This is a genomic window from Thalassovita mediterranea, from assembly GCF_001458435.1.
Taxonomy (GTDB): domain Bacteria; phylum Pseudomonadota; class Alphaproteobacteria; order Rhodobacterales; family Rhodobacteraceae; genus Thalassobius; species Thalassobius mediterraneus.
Genome location: NZ_CYSF01000012.1, coordinates 80,970 through 97,528, shown reverse-complemented (window position 1 = coordinate 97,528; position 16,559 = coordinate 80,970). Strand labels below are relative to the sequence as shown.

At 59.7% G+C, this 16,559-nt stretch carries 15 protein-coding genes; 3 read left to right on the top strand and 12 right to left on the bottom strand.

Features of this window, described 5'->3' with window-relative positions:
* Positions 1-58 precede the first annotated feature (58 nt).
* The 3 genes from TM5383_RS11660 to TM5383_RS11650 form a co-directional block, all read right to left on the bottom strand.
* The gene (locus TM5383_RS11660; protein ID WP_058319215.1) at positions 59-3,181 is read right to left on the bottom strand and encodes a DNA translocase FtsK; all 3,123 of its coding nucleotides are present in this window, start codon (positions 3,179-3,181) and stop codon (positions 59-61) included.
* Positions 3,182-3,196: 15 nt separating this feature from the next.
* Positions 3,197-4,372 (bottom strand): aminotransferase class I/II-fold pyridoxal phosphate-dependent enzyme, encoded by a 1,176-nt coding sequence (locus TM5383_RS11655; protein WP_058319214.1) that lies wholly within the window; start codon positions 4,370-4,372, stop codon positions 3,197-3,199.
* Between the two features lie 135 nt (positions 4,373-4,507).
* Positions 4,508-5,842: an amidase gene (locus TM5383_RS11650; RefSeq protein ID WP_058319213.1), complete on the bottom strand. Its 1,335-nt coding sequence runs from the start codon at positions 5,840-5,842 to the stop codon at positions 4,508-4,510.
* A gap of 101 nt (positions 5,843-5,943) precedes the next feature.
* On the opposite strand from TM5383_RS11650, the gene TM5383_RS11645 reads away from it, so the two are divergent.
* Together TM5383_RS11645 and TM5383_RS11640 are read left to right on the top strand one after the other, a co-directional pair.
* Positions 5,944-7,161 carry a UbiH/UbiF/VisC/COQ6 family ubiquinone biosynthesis hydroxylase gene (locus TM5383_RS11645; RefSeq protein WP_058319445.1) on the top strand — a complete coding sequence of 406 codons (1,218 nt, stop codon included), beginning with the start codon at positions 5,944-5,946 and terminating at the stop codon, positions 7,159-7,161.
* Between the two features lie 191 nt (positions 7,162-7,352).
* Entirely contained in the window at positions 7,353-7,895 is a 543-nt protein-coding gene (locus TM5383_RS11640; RefSeq protein WP_058319212.1) for a DUF2087 domain-containing protein, read from the top strand.
* An 81-nt stretch (positions 7,896-7,976) separates the two neighbouring features.
* On the opposite strand, the gene TM5383_RS11635 is transcribed toward TM5383_RS11640, so the two are convergent.
* Genes TM5383_RS11635 through petA form a run of 3 tightly spaced genes read right to left on the bottom strand, consistent with a single transcriptional unit; the run spans position 7,977 to position 10,695 of the window.
* Positions 7,977-8,783, bottom strand: coding sequence for a cytochrome c1 (locus TM5383_RS11635; RefSeq protein ID WP_058319211.1), 807 nt, complete (start codon positions 8,781-8,783; stop codon positions 7,977-7,979).
* 14 nt (positions 8,784-8,797) lie between these two features.
* Positions 8,798-10,120: a cytochrome b gene (locus TM5383_RS11630; RefSeq protein ID WP_058319210.1), complete on the bottom strand. Its 1,323-nt coding sequence runs from the start codon at positions 10,118-10,120 to the stop codon at positions 8,798-8,800.
* Positions 10,121-10,131: 11 nt separating this feature from the next.
* Entirely contained in the window at positions 10,132-10,695 is a 564-nt protein-coding gene (gene petA / locus TM5383_RS11625) for a ubiquinol-cytochrome c reductase iron-sulfur subunit (RefSeq protein WP_058319209.1), read from the bottom strand.
* 235 nt (positions 10,696-10,930) lie between these two features.
* Here petA and TM5383_RS11620 point away from each other — a divergent pair, with 235 nt between their 5' ends.
* Positions 10,931-11,590 (top strand): outer membrane protein, encoded by a 660-nt coding sequence (locus tag TM5383_RS11620; RefSeq protein WP_058319208.1) that lies wholly within the window; start codon positions 10,931-10,933, stop codon positions 11,588-11,590.
* Positions 11,591-11,683: 93 nt separating this feature from the next.
* Here TM5383_RS11620 and TM5383_RS11615 read toward each other — a convergent pair whose 3' ends face one another.
* The 6 genes from TM5383_RS11615 to dapF all read right to left on the bottom strand — a co-directional run bounded on the left by TM5383_RS11615 (position 11,684) and on the right by dapF (position 16,321).
* Positions 11,684-12,289 (bottom strand): glutathione S-transferase, encoded by a 606-nt coding sequence (locus tag TM5383_RS11615; protein ID WP_058319207.1) that lies wholly within the window; start codon positions 12,287-12,289, stop codon positions 11,684-11,686.
* Between the two features lie 90 nt (positions 12,290-12,379).
* Complete coding sequence (locus TM5383_RS11610) at positions 12,380-13,003, bottom strand: FMN-binding negative transcriptional regulator (RefSeq protein WP_058319206.1); 624 nt, start codon at positions 13,001-13,003, stop codon at positions 12,380-12,382.
* 54 nt (positions 13,004-13,057) lie between these two features.
* Positions 13,058-13,696 (bottom strand): glutathione S-transferase, encoded by a 639-nt coding sequence (locus TM5383_RS11605; RefSeq protein ID WP_058319205.1) that lies wholly within the window; start codon positions 13,694-13,696, stop codon positions 13,058-13,060.
* Positions 13,693-14,217 carry a chloramphenicol phosphotransferase CPT family protein gene (locus TM5383_RS11600; protein ID WP_058319204.1) on the bottom strand — a complete coding sequence of 175 codons (525 nt, stop codon included), beginning with the start codon at positions 14,215-14,217 and terminating at the stop codon, positions 13,693-13,695. The genes TM5383_RS11605 and TM5383_RS11600 overlap by 4 nt, the downstream gene beginning before the upstream one ends.
* On the bottom strand, positions 14,214-15,488 hold the full coding sequence (mtaB, locus tag TM5383_RS11595) for a tRNA (N(6)-L-threonylcarbamoyladenosine(37)-C(2))-methylthiotransferase MtaB (RefSeq protein WP_058319203.1): 1,275 nt from the start codon (positions 15,486-15,488) through the stop codon (positions 14,214-14,216). Before mtaB ends, TM5383_RS11600 begins: the two co-directional genes overlap by 4 nt.
* Positions 15,485-16,321 carry a diaminopimelate epimerase gene (gene dapF, locus TM5383_RS11590; protein ID WP_058319202.1) on the bottom strand — a complete coding sequence of 279 codons (837 nt, stop codon included), beginning with the start codon at positions 16,319-16,321 and terminating at the stop codon, positions 15,485-15,487. The genes mtaB and dapF overlap by 4 nt, the downstream gene beginning before the upstream one ends.
* Positions 16,322-16,559: the final 238 nt, after the last annotated feature.

Below are 16,559 nucleotides of genomic sequence, written 5' to 3'. Positions count from 1 at the left end.
ATGTCAAATGGCGAAAAGCGGCCCATGGAAATGGACCGCTTTCTTAATCTTGGCTGGATTAGCCCACTTCGGGGACCAAAACTTCGCGCTTGCCAACATGGTTAGCGGCTGAGACGACGCCTTCATCCTCCATCTGCTCCACCAGTCGGGCAGCTTTGTTATAGCCGATCGCCAGTTTCCGCTGGATGTAGGAGGTGGAACACTTCCGATCCTTCGCCACAATCGCAACCGCCTGATCATACAGGGCATCTTCGCCGTTGGTGTTCCCACCCAGACCCAGTACCGCGTCGATATTATCGGCCTTGTCATCCTCTGGGCCATCAACCACGCCGCCGATGTAATCCGGCGGGCCGTAGGATTTCAGATGGTTAACGATTTCCTCGACCTCTTCGTCACTCACGAAGGGGCCGTGGCAACGGGTGATCTTCGCACCGCCCGCCATGTAGAGCATATCGCCCATACCCAGCAGCTGTTCCGCACCCATTTCGCCAAGGATCGTCCGGCTGTCCACTTTCGACGTCACCTGGAAGGAGATACGGGTCGGGAAGTTTGCCTTGATCGTACCGGTGATCACGTCAACCGACGGACGCTGCGTGGCCATGATCAAGTGAATACCCGACGCACGCGCCATCTGTGCCAGACGCTGAATGCAGGCTTCAATCTCTTTCCCCGCGACCATCATCAGGTCAGCCATTTCATCGACGATAACGACGATGTAGGGCATTTTGACGGGGGTGATTTCCTCCGTCTCGAACACGGGTTCGCCGGTTTCATCATCAAATCCGGTCTGCACGGTACGGCTAAAGGTTTCGCCCTTGGCCAGCGCATCCTCGACTCGGCTGTTATAGCCGTCGATGTTACGCACACCCATTTTGGACATCTTGCGATAGCGATCTTCCATCTCGCCAACAGTCCATTTCAGCGCGACAACTGCCTTCTTCGGATCGGTCACAACCGGCGACAACAGATGCGGGATGCCGTCATAAACCGACAGTTCCAGCATTTTCGGGTCAATCATGATCAGGCGGCATTCCTCTGGCGTCAGCTTGTACAGCAGGCTGAGGATCATGGTGTTAATCGCTACCGATTTACCGGAACCGGTGGTCCCCGCAATCAACAGGTGGGGCATCTTGGCCAGATTGGCGACCACAGGGTCACCGCCAATGTCCTTACCCAGTGCCAGCGGCAGCTTCTGATTGCCGTCGCCAAAGTCACGCGCCGCAAGGATTTCACGCAGCACCACTTTTTCGCGGTTTTCATTGGGCAGTTCGATACCGATCACGCTGCGCCCCGGCACGGTGGACACACGCGCCGACAGGGCCGACATGGACCGCGCGATGTCATCTGCCAGGCCGATCACACGGCTCGCCTTCAGACCAGGCGCCGGTTCCAGTTCGTACATGGTGACAACAGGACCGGGGCGAACGCTGACGATCTCACCTTTCACGCCGTAGTCATCCAATACGTTTTCCAGCATGCGCGCGTTTTCTTCCAACGCCTCATCACTCAGATGATGACGCTGGATCGCGGCCGGATTGGCCAAGAGGCCAAGAGGCGGCAATTCATAGGCGGGGGCTTTATCGTCGAACTGCAGGCCCGGCTGCGCCTCTGCCTTCGCACGGGTCGAAGGCTGGATCGGTTTGCGGTTGAGCGGCTGCACCACTTTGCGCGGCTCCGGCGTCGGGATAGCGCGGGGCGCGGGTGCAACGGGTTCAGGTGCGGCAACCTGCGGGGCATCTTCAACCACTTCCCCGACGGAGGCTGCGATTTCCGCAATCGCCGCGGGAACTTCGGTAGGGATCTCAGACGCAACAGGCGTTTCAACATAGGCAGGCTGCGCGGTGGGATACTCAGGCGTAGCCATCGGGGCGGCCTGCATCATCGCCTCCGCAGGCATGCCCTCATGCGGGACACCTTCGGCAAAGATGTTGTGCGGCGCAGGATCAACATGCGGCGCAGCAACTGGCGGCACGGCGGCCATCGGCGCAGCAGACGGCATCGCGGCAGATAGCGGCGGCTCAACCCGCGCGCCAGCGGTCAGCGGCGGTTCTGCGCGCAAACCATGCGCCTGCGCGGGCTGCGCATGAGGATCGGTGTTCAGAACCAATGGATCCGGCCCACGACCACGCCCCTTGGTCAGCGGTGCAACCGCCTCTACCTGAACGGCAGGGTTCGAACGGACACGCGATTTGATCGCGTCAGAAATCTTGGATTTGATGCGGTCTTCGCCCGGTGCTTCAACATCTGGTGCCATGCCCTGTGGGACCAGTTCTGGACCTGGCATTTCAACATCTTCGACTGGCTCCGCACGACGGATCAAAGTGGGCATGCGTTTCAACAGACTAGGCTTGGCCTCTGGCTCAGGCGTAGGATCAGGTGCGTAGTGCTGCGCGGCTGCCTCTTCTTCGGTCATGAAATCGAAATCATCTTCGTCCGTGACCTGCCATTCGTCTTCTTCGGCCTGACGCACCCGCTCGGCGCGGCGTTCAGCACGGTTCGCCTGCATGGTCAGGGCCGCGCCCAATGCCCCCTTGGCACCACGGCCCAGCAACGCCAGCAAAACAGCATAGGACAATACCAATCCCATCATCAGGAAACGGCCCGCGCGCTTTACCTCTGGCAAGGTGAAGCCCAGCACGAAAACCGCCAATGCGATCATCGCGCCCGCGCTCAACAGGGACATCAGTTTCAGGGCGAACCCCATCGAAAACGGTACGATGGTCAGAATAAAGCCAAGGATCGCGTCGCCAAAACGCCCCCCCAAACCATAGCCCATGGTCCAGCCTTCGCCGGGAACCAAAGTGGCCGCATAGACAGACGCAACTGCAATCAGAATCGGCAGAAAAATCAGCCGTCCCAGCGCACGGTCTAGTCCATGATGCATCATCAACCGACCACCCCAGGCAAGAATGGTCAGCGGCAGAACCCAGGCACCATTGCCAAGAATCACCGACAAGAGGGCAGACAACGACGCCCCCGGGCGGCCCAACCAGTTTTGCACCGGTGCGTCAGTGGCGGACAGGAAGGAAGGATCTTCGGGCGTATGCGAATAGATCATCGCCGCAAAAAGCAACCCAACCAGAATCAACCCGATCCCGATCAGTTCCTTGCCGCGTTTTTCCAGTGCGGCCTGCATGTCGCTGCCGAATAGGGGATCGCGTCCGCGTGCCTGATATGCCATCGCTGCCCTCTTTCCTTACTGGTAGAGTGTGTGGCGCAGCGCCGTCAGCGCCCGTTCCACATCGTTGTTGGGATGGACGAGAGCCACCCGAATATAACCTTTGCCCGGATTAAAGCCGTTCACATCCCGTGCCAGATAGGCACCGGGCAGAACACGTACACCGGTTTCTTTCCACAGTTTAAGCGCTGCCTCTTCGCCATCCTCAACCGGCAGCCACAGGAAGAACCCTGCCTCTGGGCTAAGGTATCCGGGCAGATCGCCAAGGATACGGTCGGCAATGTCAAACTTCTGCTGATAAAGCGTGCGGTTTTCCACCACATGCGCCTCATCCGCCCAAACCTTCGCGGCGGCGGCCTGTAGGGGCAGCGGCAGCGGCGCACCGGAATAGGCACGCAGCTGGCGGATACGCTGGATGCTGTCAGGTCCACCCGCCACGAAGCCAGAGCGCAGGCCTGGCAGGTTCGACCGTTTCGACAGCGAATGAAAAATCACCACCCGTTCTGGGTCTGCACCCACCTCTTGCGCCACTTGCAGGGCGCCAACGGGGGGCGTGTTGCGGTAAATCTCGGAATAGCATTCATCCGCGAAGATGCGGAAATCATACTGTTCGGCCAGTTTGATCAGCTGCACCCAATAGTCACGGCTGGCCACAGCGCCCTGCGGGTTAGCGGGCGAACAGATGTAAGCGGCAGCAACCCGGTTCAACACCTCGGGCGGAAGGCTGGTGTAATCGGGCAGATGGCCGGTTTCAGCGGTCGCAGGCACCATCATCGGTTCTGCCCCCACCGAAATCGCGCCGATCATATAGACCTGATAGAACGGGTTCGGCAGCAGGATCACCGGCTGACCGCCGCCCTTCTGCTCCGGCACCAGCGCCATGCAGGCATTATACAGCCCTTCGCGCGTACCGTTGAGCGCCATGATCTGGTTCTCATCCAGACCAACACCATAGCGGCGCTGCACCCAATCGCGAATCGCGCCCAGCAGTTCTGGTGTGCCATCGTTTGCAGGATATTTACCGAAACCTTCGACGTTTTCGGCAATCACATCGCCCACCCACGCCGGAAACGCGTGTTTGGGTTCGCCGATCGTCATATGCATCACCTCACCGCCCGGCTCATGCACATCAAGCAGAGCGCGCAGACGCGGGAACGCATAAGCGGGAAGGTTAGAAAACCGCTCAGGAAACATCCGATTTTGCCTCAATATATCGGGATCATTCACGCCCCGTTTGGATTGAGACTAGCGAAAATGCCCCGCGCCGTCCAGTTCCCTTACCTGAACGCGGGGGCTGATGTGACCTTTTTGACGAAGGGGTGCGGACAGTTAGGCCGCGTTCAACGCTGCCTCTGCCGCCGCTGCGATGCGCAGCAAACGCTCTTCCTGATGGGGCAATCCGTTCAGCAGGATACCACAGCTGGGCGTGCCTGTGGGTAGGGTCACACCGCAGTTACCCATCAGATTGCCCACCCGCGTGTTTTGCAGCGCCAGCAAGTTTTCGGTGACGTAATACTGATCATCCTGCATCAACCGTTCGGCATTAGGCGGCAGAATCGGAGCCGTTGGGCACAGAACGGCGTCATAGCCCGCAACCCGCTGATACCACCGCGCCCGCAGCGCGTGCAGTTTACGCCAAGCCGCCACATAATCCGCCGCGCTGACGTTCCGTCCACCACGGAAGCGGTCTAGGATGCGGTCAAACATCAGATCAGGCTGCGCCTCGATCACATCGCGCCAGATGCCATAGGCCTCACCAGTATAAAGCGGGCCAGTTAGCGTCATCGCCTCTGCAACCTCTGGCGCGTCGATCTTCACTATCTCGGCACCCGCTGCAGCCAATTTCTCAACCGCTGTGTTAAACGCCTGCATCGGCACGTCGCGGGTGTCTTCCATCACTACGGTTTGCAGCACCGCGAAACGACGCCCTTTCAACGTTGCGCCGCGCAGATCGGCGGGCTTGCCACCCTCCAGCACCGCCAGCATCAGCGCCGCATCCTCGACCGTGCGGCCAAGCGGCCCAATGGTGTCAAACTGCGCACACAGTTCCACGACCCCATCCAGCGGGATACGACCCGATGTGGTTTTCAGCCCCACCAGATCATTCCACGCCGCAGGGATCCGCACCGACCCGCCTGTGTCCGACCCGATGCCGCAGGCCGCCAGATCAAACGCCACTGAGGTCGCCGCACCAGACGACGATCCGCCCGACACCGCATCATGATCATTCACACAAGGCGGCGTCGCGGTCACGGGGTTCAAGCCAAGGCCGGAAAAGGCCAGTTCGCTCATATGTGTTTTGCCCAGACAGACCATGCCCTGCGCGGTCGCGTTTGCCAACACAGGCGCATCCTGCGCAGGCACACGGCCTTTCAACAGGGCCGACCCTGCCTCCGTCGCGACGCCAGCCGAATCAAACAGGTCTTTCCACGAAATGGGCACCCCATCCAAAGGCGACAGGCGCTGACCGGCCTGTGCGCGCTTCGCCGCTGCCTCCGCCTCGGCCAATGCGCGATCTGCGGTCACGCGGGCATAGATGCGATCTGCGAAGGGATGCGCCGCGATGGCGTCCAGATAGGTCTGCGTCAGGGGCACCGGATCAATCTGCCCCGCCGCAATGCCCCGCCCCAGATCTGCGGCACTGGATTTCAACCATTCTTGCATTGCGCACCCTCCAACTCGCGGTGTTCCAAAATCGCGTTTTCAGGACCGTAGCGACCACGGGGCGCATGGACAATCCCGTGAACCCACGCATATTGAAGGGCATGAAACATGACAGCGATATTGTGATCATTGGCGGCGGGCTGAACGGTCCGGCGCAGGCTCTTGCCCTTGCAAACGCAGGCTTCACCGTCACGGTGATCGACGCCTTGGCGCGCAGCGCGCAGCAATCGGATAATTTCGACGGACGCGCCTATGCGCTGGCGCTGGCCTCTCAACGGCTGTTGGCGGGGATCGGCATCTGGGATCAGGTGGCCGGCAACGCGCAGGCGATGCGCGATATCAAGGTCACGGATGGCCGCGCGGGTGAAGGGCCGCTCAGCCCGTTTTTCCTGCACTTTGACCACACAGAGCTGGAAGAAGGCCCGATGGGCTACATGCTGGAGGATCGCTATCTGCGCCGCGCGCTGTCGGATGCGATGCAGGCGTCGGATCGGATCACCGTGCTGGATGGCACCACCGTTGTGGCGCAGCAGGCAGATGCGCAGGGCGTCACCCTAACGCTGGACACTGGCGCCTGCATCACCGCCAAGCTGCTGATCGGCGCCGACGGACGCAAATCCGGCACCGCAGAACGCGCAGGGATCAAGCGCACCGGCTGGGACTACGGCCAGACCGCGCTGGTCTGCGCGATTTCGCATGAAAAACCCAACAATGGCATCGCGCATCAGTTCTTCATGCCGCCGGGGCCGCTGGCGATCCTGCCGCTGCCGGGCAATATGTCGTCGATCGTCTGGTCCGAAACCCACGATAACGCCGCCGCGATCCATGCGTTGAGCGACGAAGAATACATGCAGGTGCTGCGCCCGCGCTTCGGTAATTTTCTGGGCCGGATCGAACTTGCCGGCAAACGCTTTACCTACCCGCTGAACCTGACGCTGGCCGATCAGATCACCGGCGAGCGTATGGCGCTGATCGGCGATGCGGCCCACGGCATGCACCCGATTGCGGGGCAAGGCCTGAACGCTGGTCTGCGCGACATCGGCGCGCTGACCCAGGTGCTGGTCGAGGCCCGCCAGCGTGGCGAGGACTTCGCCAGCGAGTTGGTTCTGGACCGCTACAGTGAATGGCGCCGCTTTGACACCGCATCGCTGGCACTGACCACCGATCTGACGAACAAGCTGTTTTCCAACGACAATCCGCTGCTGCGATTTGCCCGCGATCTGGGGATGGGCGCGGTGAACGCCATGCCCAGCCTGCGCCGCAACTTCATGCGCGAAGCGGCGGGGCTGACCGGCGATCTGCCTGATCTGATGCGCTAATTCTACTGGCACCGTGACGCTGGCCTTGCTAGGCTGGGGCCACGGTCGGCAGACACCGAGGCGTCGCTGCCCCCATTGGGGGTGCTAAACCTGCCACACCACCAGACACCTTGCCATCGTTTCATGAACAAAGGGCGCGGTTCGTCAAGTCAGCGACCAACGGATGTGCAAACGCCCTGTTTGGAAACACGATGACAAAATCCCCTCTCCCCCTGACGGTGGCGGATCTGACTCCTTTCACCCGCGCTTTGGCAAAGGAATTGGGCGCAAACGCCCCCTCTCACCTCAGCCTGATGAACATGCTGGCCCGCGCGGCCGGATTTCAAAACGTGCAGCACATGCGCGCCTCGCAGGCCGCGCAAAAACGTCTGGATCGCCCGCAGGCCGCGACCCAAGCTGACAGTCGCACGGTCGAACGTTGCCTGCACCAATTTGATAAGGGTGGGCGCCTGATCCAGTGGCCCGCCAAACGCGCCATCCAGACGCTGGCGCTCTGGGCTCTGTGGGCGCGGCTGCCAGCAGAGGTGGAGATGGATGAGAAAACCATCAACGCCCACCTCAACGCAGCGCACCTATTCAACGATCCTGCCACCCTGCGCCGCACGATGATTTCCTGCACCCTGCTGACCCGCAACCGTGATGGCAGTGGCTATCGGCGGATTGAGCAGGCCCCGCCCGTTGAAGCAAAAGCACTAATTGCAGCCTTGGGCGCACGCATGGCTTTGGTGTCCTGAAAACTTTCGCTGCACAGCGCCCATAGAAAAAGCCCCGCCTGATCTAGGCGGGGCTTCTTAATGTCTAGGTGATCGCAGGGATCAGGCCTCTTTCGCGGCTTCCTTGGCTGCGCGTTTGACCGGTGCCCAGAGACGTTTGTTGGTCAGGTACAGCAGAACCGACAGCAGGGTCAGGAACAGAACCGCAACGAAACCAGAATGCTGACGGTCCATCATCTTGGGCTCTGCGGCCCACATCAGGAACGCCGAAACATCTTCTGCTTCGTGGTGCAGGCTGGTGGAGTGACCATCAGCATATTCCACATCTTCACCTGCCAGCGGCGGTGCCATCGAAATCCAGCCACCCGGGAAGGCGGTGTTTTCGTAGAAGGTGGTGCCGGCCTGCTCTTTTTCCTTGCCGGTGTAGCCGGTCAGGATCGAGTAGATGTATTCCGCGCCACCCATGCCGCGTACCAGCTGGTTGATGCCGGTGCCCTCAGGGCCGTGGAAGCCAGCACGTGCCTTCGCCATCAGGCTCAGGTCAGGGGCGGTTTCCAGACCGGATTCGGGGAACTTGTCCGCCGGGGTCCGGGGACGGTCATCATCCAGATCAGCGTCATAGATCGACATTTCAGCGGCGTAGGCACGTACCTGATCTTCGGGCAGCTGCGGGCCGCCTTCGTCCGCGAGGGTGCGGATCGGTACATACTTCAGACCGTGACAGGCCGAACATACTTCGGTGTAAACCTGCAGGCCGCGTTGCAGCTGCATCTGGTCGAACTTACCGAAGGGGCCTTCGAACGAGAAGGCGATGTCTTCGATATGCTGTTCACCACCACCGGCAGCCAGCGCGCCACCCGCCGAGAGGGTCAGGGCCGCAACTGCGGAGATCGCAATTTTCTTAAGCATTATCCTGTTTCCTCTTACTTGGCGGCTTTGGCCGATTTGGCCACTTTGGCTTTGAAGTCGTCTTCGATCGTGGCCGGCGCTTCGGTCGGCTTTTCGATCACACCCAGCATGGGCAGAACGACCAGGAAGTAGGCGAACCAGTAGGTCGCACCGATCAGCGAGATGGTCGAGTACGGCGGTTCAGCAGGCATTGCACCGGCCCACATCAGAACGATGAAGTCCAGAACCAGCAGACGGTACCACCATTTGAACATCGGACGGTTCTGCCCCGAACGCACGCGCGAGGTGTCCAGCCAAGGGGCCAGCGCCATCACAGCGATTGCGCCGAACATGGCCAGTACGCCGAAGAATTTCGCGTCGATGATGCCGCCGGTGATCCAGCCTGCAAACATCACAACCCAAACTTCGGAGTCAAACGCACGCAGGATCGCGTAGAACGGCAGGAAGTACCATTCCGGAACGATGTGTGCAGGCGTCGCCAGCGGGTTTGCTTCGATGTAGTTGTCGGGGTGGCCGAGGTAGTTGGGCATGAAGCCAACAACCGCGAAGAAGACCAGCAGAACAACGGCCAGCGCGAACAGGTCTTTGATCACGAAGTAGGGCCAGAACGGCAGGGTGTCTTTTTCAGCTTCTTCTTTGGAACCACGACGTACTTCAACACCGGTGGGGTTGTTGTTGCCAGTGTGGTGGAACGCCCAGATGTGCAGGATTACCAGGCCGGCGATTACGAACGGCAGCAGGTAGTGCAGCGAGAAGAAACGGTTCAGCGTGGCGTTGTCCACGGCCGGGCCGCCCAGCAGCCAAGTCTGGATCGGTTCACCAACGAAGGGAATCGCGCCGAACAGGCCGGTGATCACGGTCGCGCCCCAGAAGGACATCTGACCCCAAGGCAGAACGTAGCCCATGAACGCGGTGCCCATCATCATCAGGTAGATGAGCATGCCGATGATCCACGTGATTTCGCGGGGCGCCTTGTACGAACCGTAGAACAGGCCACGGAAGATGTGGATGTAAACCGCAACAAAGAACAGCGATGCGCCGTTCATGTGGATATAGCGGATCATGTGACCGCCGTTCACGTCACGCATGATGTGTTCAACGGATGCGAACGCGTGATCAACGTGCGGGGTGTAGTGCATCACCATGACAACGCCGGTCGCGATCATCAGCGCCAGGCAGAATGCCAGTACGATGCCCCAGATCCACCACCAGTTCAGGTTTTTCGGGGTGGGGATCATCAGGGTGTCATATACCAGTCCAACGACGGGCAGACGGGTGTGGATCCATTTTTCGAAACCGGTCTTCGGTTCGTAATGGTCGTGGGGAATTCCGGACATACCTACGCTCCTTAACCCAGTTTGATGGTGTTTTCGTCAGCAAAGACAGCGACCGGCACATCCATGTTGCGCGGCGCCGGGCCTTTGCGGATACGGCCAGCGGTGTCGTAGTGCGAACCGTGGCAGGGGCAGAACCAGCCGCCGAAGTCGCCTGCGCCATCACCGATCGGAACACAGCCGAGGTGAGTACAAACGCCGATCATCACCAGCCATTCGCCAGCTTCATCCAGTGTGCGGTTTTCGTCGGCCGCATCTGCATCGGGTTTGTTGGCGTTTTGGGCGCCTTTGTCGATGGTCAGCTCTTCAACCGAAACGGCACGGCCTGCTTCGATTTCTTCAGCGGTACGACGACGGATGAACACCGGTTTACCCAACCATTTCACGGTCAGCTGGGTGCCGGGCTCTACGCCGGAAACGTCGACACGGATCGACGCCAGCGCGCGCACGTCGGCGGCGGGGTTCATCTGATTGACCAGCGGCCATACTACGGCACCTGTCGCTACAGCACCGGCACCAGCGGTGGCATAGTACAGGAAGTCCCTGCGGGTGCCTTCGTGATCTTCTGCGTGGGACACGAGGTTCTCTCCATTCTACAACCCAATGTGGGCCTACACGGTTCTGGGCCGCGCAAAACGCAGCCTTTCCGAGGCGCTGTTTAGCGGGCGAATCCAATTCAGTCCAGCGGACAATCCAGCGCAGGGGTTGCACAATGGCCACAAGTGCCTAAGTGTCGCGGTTGAGGCACAGCAAAACCCAGACTATCCTGCGCCACTAAATACCCCTGTTCGAACATTACAAAGGATGACGGTCATGCCCGCAAAGCTACTGACGTCGACCGCACTGGCTGGCTTGATCGCTGCTGGTGCTGCCACCACCGCAGCCGCCGAAATCGAAGTGAGCGCATATGGTGGTTACCAAACCTCGCCCCACTCCCGTATTGACGGCACGCTGCCCGGTGGCGGTGATTTCAGCGAACTGATCGGCTGGGACGGTGATTCTTTTGCTGCACCGCCCTACTACGGCGCGCGCGTCACTGTATGGGGCGAAAACAACTGGGGTTGGGGTGTCGAATTGACCCACGCCAAGGTTTACGGCGCTGACGAAACGGCACTATTTGATCGGCTGGAGTTTTCGGACGGCCACAACATCATCACCGTGAACTACACCAAACGCTGGCCCGGCCAGTGGAATCAGTTCACCCCCTACGTTGGCGCAGGTATCGGTATCGCACTGCCCCACGTAGACGCACAGCCCGCAGGTGGCGGCACCCGTACCTTCGGTTATCAGCTGACCGGCCCCGCCGCGCGTCTGACCGCTGGCGCCTCTTATGAGCTGAACGACCGCTGGAGTGTTTTCAGCGAATACCAGTTCACCTGGTCTGACAACAAAGTGGACCTCGACGGTGGCGGCAACCTGGAAACCCGAATCATCACCAACTCGGTCAACGTTGGTGTCAGCTATAGCTTCTGACCTACTCGCCCGGCGCGAGACATAGAAAACATAAACGAAAGGGCCCCGCGGGGCCCTTTTGCATAACACGATCACGTATCATGATTCTGCAAATCAAGCTGGTGGAACGGTTGCTTTCATGCTGTCGCGCTCGGAAAAGACCGCATACCAGTCATCCAGCGCATCACATCCTTTGCGCCAGTTTCGGTCGGGATGGCGGAAATCCAGATATCCCAGCGCACAGGCGACTGCGATATGACCCATCGTCAGCGGCCCTGCCAGATGAGACATCCAGCGATCATTGACTGCCTGCACAGCGCGGGCAACCTTGACCCATTGCGCCTCTTCCCATTCTGGATAAACAAACTGTGGCGGGCGAATGCGGCGTTCGTAGACCATCAAAATCGCGGCATCCAAAATACCATCTGCCGTGGCTTCCAGCGTCATCACCTCCCAACGGCTGCCCGCTGGGTAAAGGCCTGCATCCGCGCGCTCATCAAGGAACTGGCAGATCACACGACTATCATAAAGCGATGTACCCTCTTCGCGTACCAGTGACGGAATTTTCCCCATCGGGTTCGCTGCCTGCACCTCATCTGGGGTATCAACAGGCGTGGCGAAAATTTGCGCCATTTCAATATCATCGCTCTGGCCCGTCTCTGCCAGCAGCACCCGTACCTTGCGAGAATAAGGTGAGGTTGGTGCATAAATCAGTTTCATATCGAACGATCCCCTTCGGTTCGGTGTTGCGCTGACGCTAGGCGGATCGGATCAGGCTGTCCATGATCTGCCTCCAAAAACGCCGTGATTTCAGGACTGCACCGGCAGATCCCGCATCAAGGCCGCCAAAGCTGCCGCATGGGGATCCAGAGCCGCCTCAGCCACACCATCTGCGGCAGCCAAACGCACGGCATCATCTTTGTTTTGCGACAATTTCCATGTGCCGGTCACGTCAGTGATCTGCATCTCCACCGGGACAATCATCCGCATCATACGGGCCAGTGCATCGGGATCCATTTTGGACATCTTCCACACCGGTTTTGGCGCAAGCACCGCCTCAAAACGATCTGACAACCGATTCAATAGCGCCAGCAACAGATCCTGATCCAGGATCTGCCCCCGCCCGTCGATCTGGACCGCCACATAATTCCACGTCGGCACCTGATCGGGCACACCGTACCAATCAGGTGAGATATACCCATGCGCGCCCCGCACAGCGAGGCGCAGCATCGCACCATCCTTCAATGCGCGCACAATGGGGTTTGAGCGGACAAGGTGAAACAATACCCTGTCGCCCTCGATCAGAAACGGCACATGGGCCAAATGCGGCAGGCCATCCGCGCCGTTGACCGCCACCATGCCGAACCCCTGATCGGCGGCAAAGGTCAGGTTTTGCGCCGCCTCTGCGGTGCGAAAGATGGGGTTGGGGTGCATGGGGCTGGCTCCTGTCCGTGGCTGGGGCCAGCTTTCTAGCACGGACGCGTCAGTTCAACCCTGATCGAAGGGAAACATCACCGGATCGTCCCCGTCCTGCCATTTCGCCAGCTTCGGCATAATCGCGGTAAAGCGTTGCGATTGCAGGAAATCCTCAAGCCATCGCGATAGGTTCGGCCAATCCTCGGCGTCAAATCTGGCCTTATCAATGAAGGCAAACTGGCGCGCAAACGGTAGGATCGCCGTATCTGCCAACGAGGGTCTAATACCAAACAAAAACGCCTGATCGCCAATCTGATCGTTCAGACGGTGCAGGAAGGCATGCGCCTTGCCCCGCTCCGCCTCCGGATCGCAATCAGGATAGCGGGTGGTGTATTTGGTGCGATCCAGCGCCTTTTTGAACGGGCCGTCCGCCTCGGCAATCAAGTCATGGCCTAGCGCTGGCATATCCAGCCAACCCTCAGGATCATTCTGCGACAATGCCCAGATCATGATGTCGAGGCTTTCGTCAATCACACCCTGTTCCGTCACCAGGCACGGCACCGTGGCAGAGGGGCTGACAGCAAGAAACGCTGGCGCTTTGTCGCGCAAAACAATCTCGCGCAACTCGACCGAAAGACCTGCCGCCGCGACGCCCAAACGAGCGCGCATCGCATAAGGGCAACGGCGGAAGGAGTAGAGAACGGGCATCATGACGCGAACAGCGCCGATGGTTTGCGTTGTGCCTGCATTGCGGCCAGCACCTTCAGCGCGTTCAGATCAGGGGCGGCTGTACCGTCCAGTTCCAGATCATAACGCAGCCCGCGATGCACATTGGCAAAATCCTGCGCCGCAGATCCGATGGCACGATCCCCGCGCACAACCTCGCGGTGGTTCAATACATCCAACGGGGTGTGAAGGCCCACAAACATCACCTGCTGCCGCGCCAGCCCGCGCTGCAGCTGAGGCAACCAATTGGGGTCGTCCAGAATATGTTCAATGATCAGATCATTGCCGGCCTTGGCAAAGCCACAAACCGCACGGTGATAGCCCTCAAAAAACGCGGGTCGCTGCGCGGGCCAATCGCGATAATGCGTGCGGTCCACAGCCCCGCTATCGCGAAAATGATCCAGTGACAGGTGCATGAACCCATCCTCTGCAGCGGCGCGAATGGCCTGTGCCAGCGTGGTCTTGCCCGCGCTTGACGCCCCGTGGAGGAAGATCACACGACTCATACCGTCAACTGTTGCCCCTTGATGCCCTTGATCACCGCCTCGACAATCTGGCCTTCTACCTGCGGCAGGTCAAAGGTTACTTCGGTAAACTGTGCGGTGCGGCCCATATGTGCGTTTTCCATAAGCACCTGATGGGTCTGGCCAATCTGCTGCGCCAGATGGCGTGCCACCTGTGCTTCCCCTGCGGCGCGCAGACGGGCGGCGCGTTCCTTGATCACGTTGCCGTTCACTTGATTGGGGATCTTGGCCGCTGGCGTGCCTTCACGTTTGGAGTAGGGGAAGACATGCAGCCAAGTCAGATCGCATTCCTCCACCAGCTTGAGCGAGTTTTCAAAATGCGCCTCGGTCTCGGTCGGGAAACCGGCGATGATGTCGGCGCCAAAGGTCATGTCCGGGCGCAGTTTGCGCGCCTCTTCGGCGAAACGGATGGCGTCATCGCGCAGATGGCGGCGCTTCATCCGCTTCAGGATCATATCGTCGCCATGCTGTAGCGACAGATGCAGATGCGGCATCAAGCGTGGTTCTGTTGCGATGGCCTGCATCAGGTTTTCGTCCACCTCAATCGAATCGATCGAGCTGATCCGCAGACGCGGCAGGTCCGGCACCAGTTTCAGGATCCGCATCACCAGATCGCCCAGTTTCGGCTGCATCGGCTGATCGGCGCCCCAGCTGGTCAGGTCCACACCTGTCAGCACCACCTCGTTATAACCCTTGTCCACCAGCCGTTTGATCTGATCGACAACCACACCGGCAGGGACAGACCGCGAATTGCCACGGCCATAGGGAATAATGCAGAAGGTGCAGCGGTGATCGCAGCCGTTCTGCACCTGCACATAGGCGCGCGACCGGGTGCCGAACCCATCAATCAGGTGACCGGCGGTTTCGGTAACGGACATGATGTCGTCCACCTTCACCTTTTCGGTGTCGCCAATGAAGTTCGGGCCCATATTGGCCCAGGTTTCCGGCTGCATCTTTTCGGTGTTGCCGATGACCAGATCCACCTCACCCATTTTGGCAAAGGTGTCCGGTTCCGTCTGCGCCGCACAGCCCGTCACAATGATCCGCGCATCGGGGTTTTCCTTGCGCAGCTTGCGAATCTCTTGGCGGGATTTGCGCACCGCCTCTGCCGTGACCGCGCAGGTGTTGACCACAACGGCACCTTCGACCCCAGCCTGCGCGGCGAGGTCTTTCATCGCCTCCGTCTCATAGGCGTTGAGGCGACAGCCGAGGGTGGCAAAGACAGGCGGTTTCACGGCAGTGGGTTTATTCATGACGCAGACTCCAGAAACTGGGCGGTCAATTCAGCGGTGAACACATGCATCGTCGCAGCAGTCATCCAAACGCCATCCTCGCGCCAGTCGATCCAGATGGTGCCACCGTCCAGTTCAATCTGCACCTTACGGCCCGTCAGACCACGGCGCGCCGCCGCCACCGCCGTCGCGCAGGAGGAGGAGCCAGAGGCCAGCGTTACGCCAACCCCACGTTCCCACACCCGCATACGCAGATGATCGGAACCGATGACGCTGGCGAACTGCACATTGGTGCGCTGCGGATAAAGCGGGTGATGTTCAATTTCGGCCCCGCGCGCTTCAAGATCCACCGCCTCTGCATCCGCGACGAAAAAGGTGCAATGCGGGTTGCCCATGCCGGTCGCGGTCGGCGCGCCGTCAATCGGCAGTTCCAGCGTATCCATCTCATGCGCCAGCGGCACCTCATCCCACGAAAGCTGCGGGTGACCCATATTCACAGACGTCAGGCCATTGCCCGCATGCTCTGCATAGAGATCGCCGCGATCGGTGGTCAGATGCAGTGCGGTCTTGCCGCTTTCATCCATCAGGTGACGCGCAATGCAGCGGGTGGCGTTGCCACAGGCGGCAGAGGTCGAACCGTCGGCATTGTAAAACACCAGATGCGCGTCGGCCTTATCAGACGGTTCAATCACTGCCAGCTGGTCATAGCCCACCCCCATCTGACGATGGGCAATAGCAACAACCAGCGCCTCTGGCAGCGGCACGGCGCGCGCGCGGGCGTCCACGACAACGAAGTCGTTTCCCAGCCCGTGCATTTTCATGAAAGGCAAAGCGGTTTGGCGGTTCTGTTCCATCGCGTTCCTATACGCCTGATTCCCCGATCAATCCAGATATGGGCGCATCACGACGTTTGCATAGCCCCCATGAAGATCCCGCAACGCCCCGTGCTGAAAAACTGTTTCGAGGCGTGAATTTATTCGAACCCCGAAAACACAAGTTTTTAAGGGTGTTTTTGATGCCTTCAAAAAAGATTCAAATTTCTTGCCGAAAATTTCCCGAATCCGCTTGACCCTCAGCGCCAGTCTATCTAGA

Coding starts and splice junctions, on each gene's coding strand:
- dapF (WP_058319202.1), bottom strand. CDS start 16,321: ATGGAACAGAACCGCCAAACCGCTTTGCCTTTCATGAAAATGCACGGG.
- TM5383_RS11635 (WP_058319211.1), bottom strand. CDS start 8,783: ATGCTTAAGAAAATTGCGATCTCCGCAGTTGCGGCCCTGACCCTCTCG.
- mtaB (WP_058319203.1), bottom strand. CDS start 15,488: ATGAATAAACCCACTGCCGTGAAACCGCCTGTCTTTGCCACCCTCGGC.
- TM5383_RS11615 (WP_058319207.1), bottom strand. CDS start 12,289: ATGAAACTGATTTATGCACCAACCTCACCTTATTCTCGCAAGGTACGG.
- TM5383_RS11660 (WP_058319215.1), bottom strand. CDS start 3,181: ATGGCATATCAGGCACGCGGACGCGATCCCCTATTCGGCAGCGACATG.
- TM5383_RS11650 (WP_058319213.1), bottom strand. CDS start 5,842: ATGCAAGAATGGTTGAAATCCAGTGCCGCAGATCTGGGGCGGGGCATT.
- TM5383_RS11600 (WP_058319204.1), bottom strand. CDS start 14,217: ATGAGTCGTGTGATCTTCCTCCACGGGGCGTCAAGCGCGGGCAAGACC.
- TM5383_RS11620 (WP_058319208.1), top strand. CDS start 10,931: ATGCCCGCAAAGCTACTGACGTCGACCGCACTGGCTGGCTTGATCGCT.
- TM5383_RS11640 (WP_058319212.1), top strand. CDS start 7,353: ATGACAAAATCCCCTCTCCCCCTGACGGTGGCGGATCTGACTCCTTTC.
- TM5383_RS11610 (WP_058319206.1), bottom strand. CDS start 13,003: ATGCACCCCAACCCCATCTTTCGCACCGCAGAGGCGGCGCAAAACCTG.
- TM5383_RS11645 (WP_058319445.1), top strand. CDS start 5,944: ATGAAACATGACAGCGATATTGTGATCATTGGCGGCGGGCTGAACGGT.
- TM5383_RS11630 (WP_058319210.1), bottom strand. CDS start 10,120: ATGTCCGGAATTCCCCACGACCATTACGAACCGAAGACCGGTTTCGAA.
- TM5383_RS11655 (WP_058319214.1), bottom strand. CDS start 4,372: ATGTTTCCTGAGCGGTTTTCTAACCTTCCCGCTTATGCGTTCCCGCGT.
- TM5383_RS11605 (WP_058319205.1), bottom strand. CDS start 13,696: ATGATGCCCGTTCTCTACTCCTTCCGCCGTTGCCCTTATGCGATGCGC.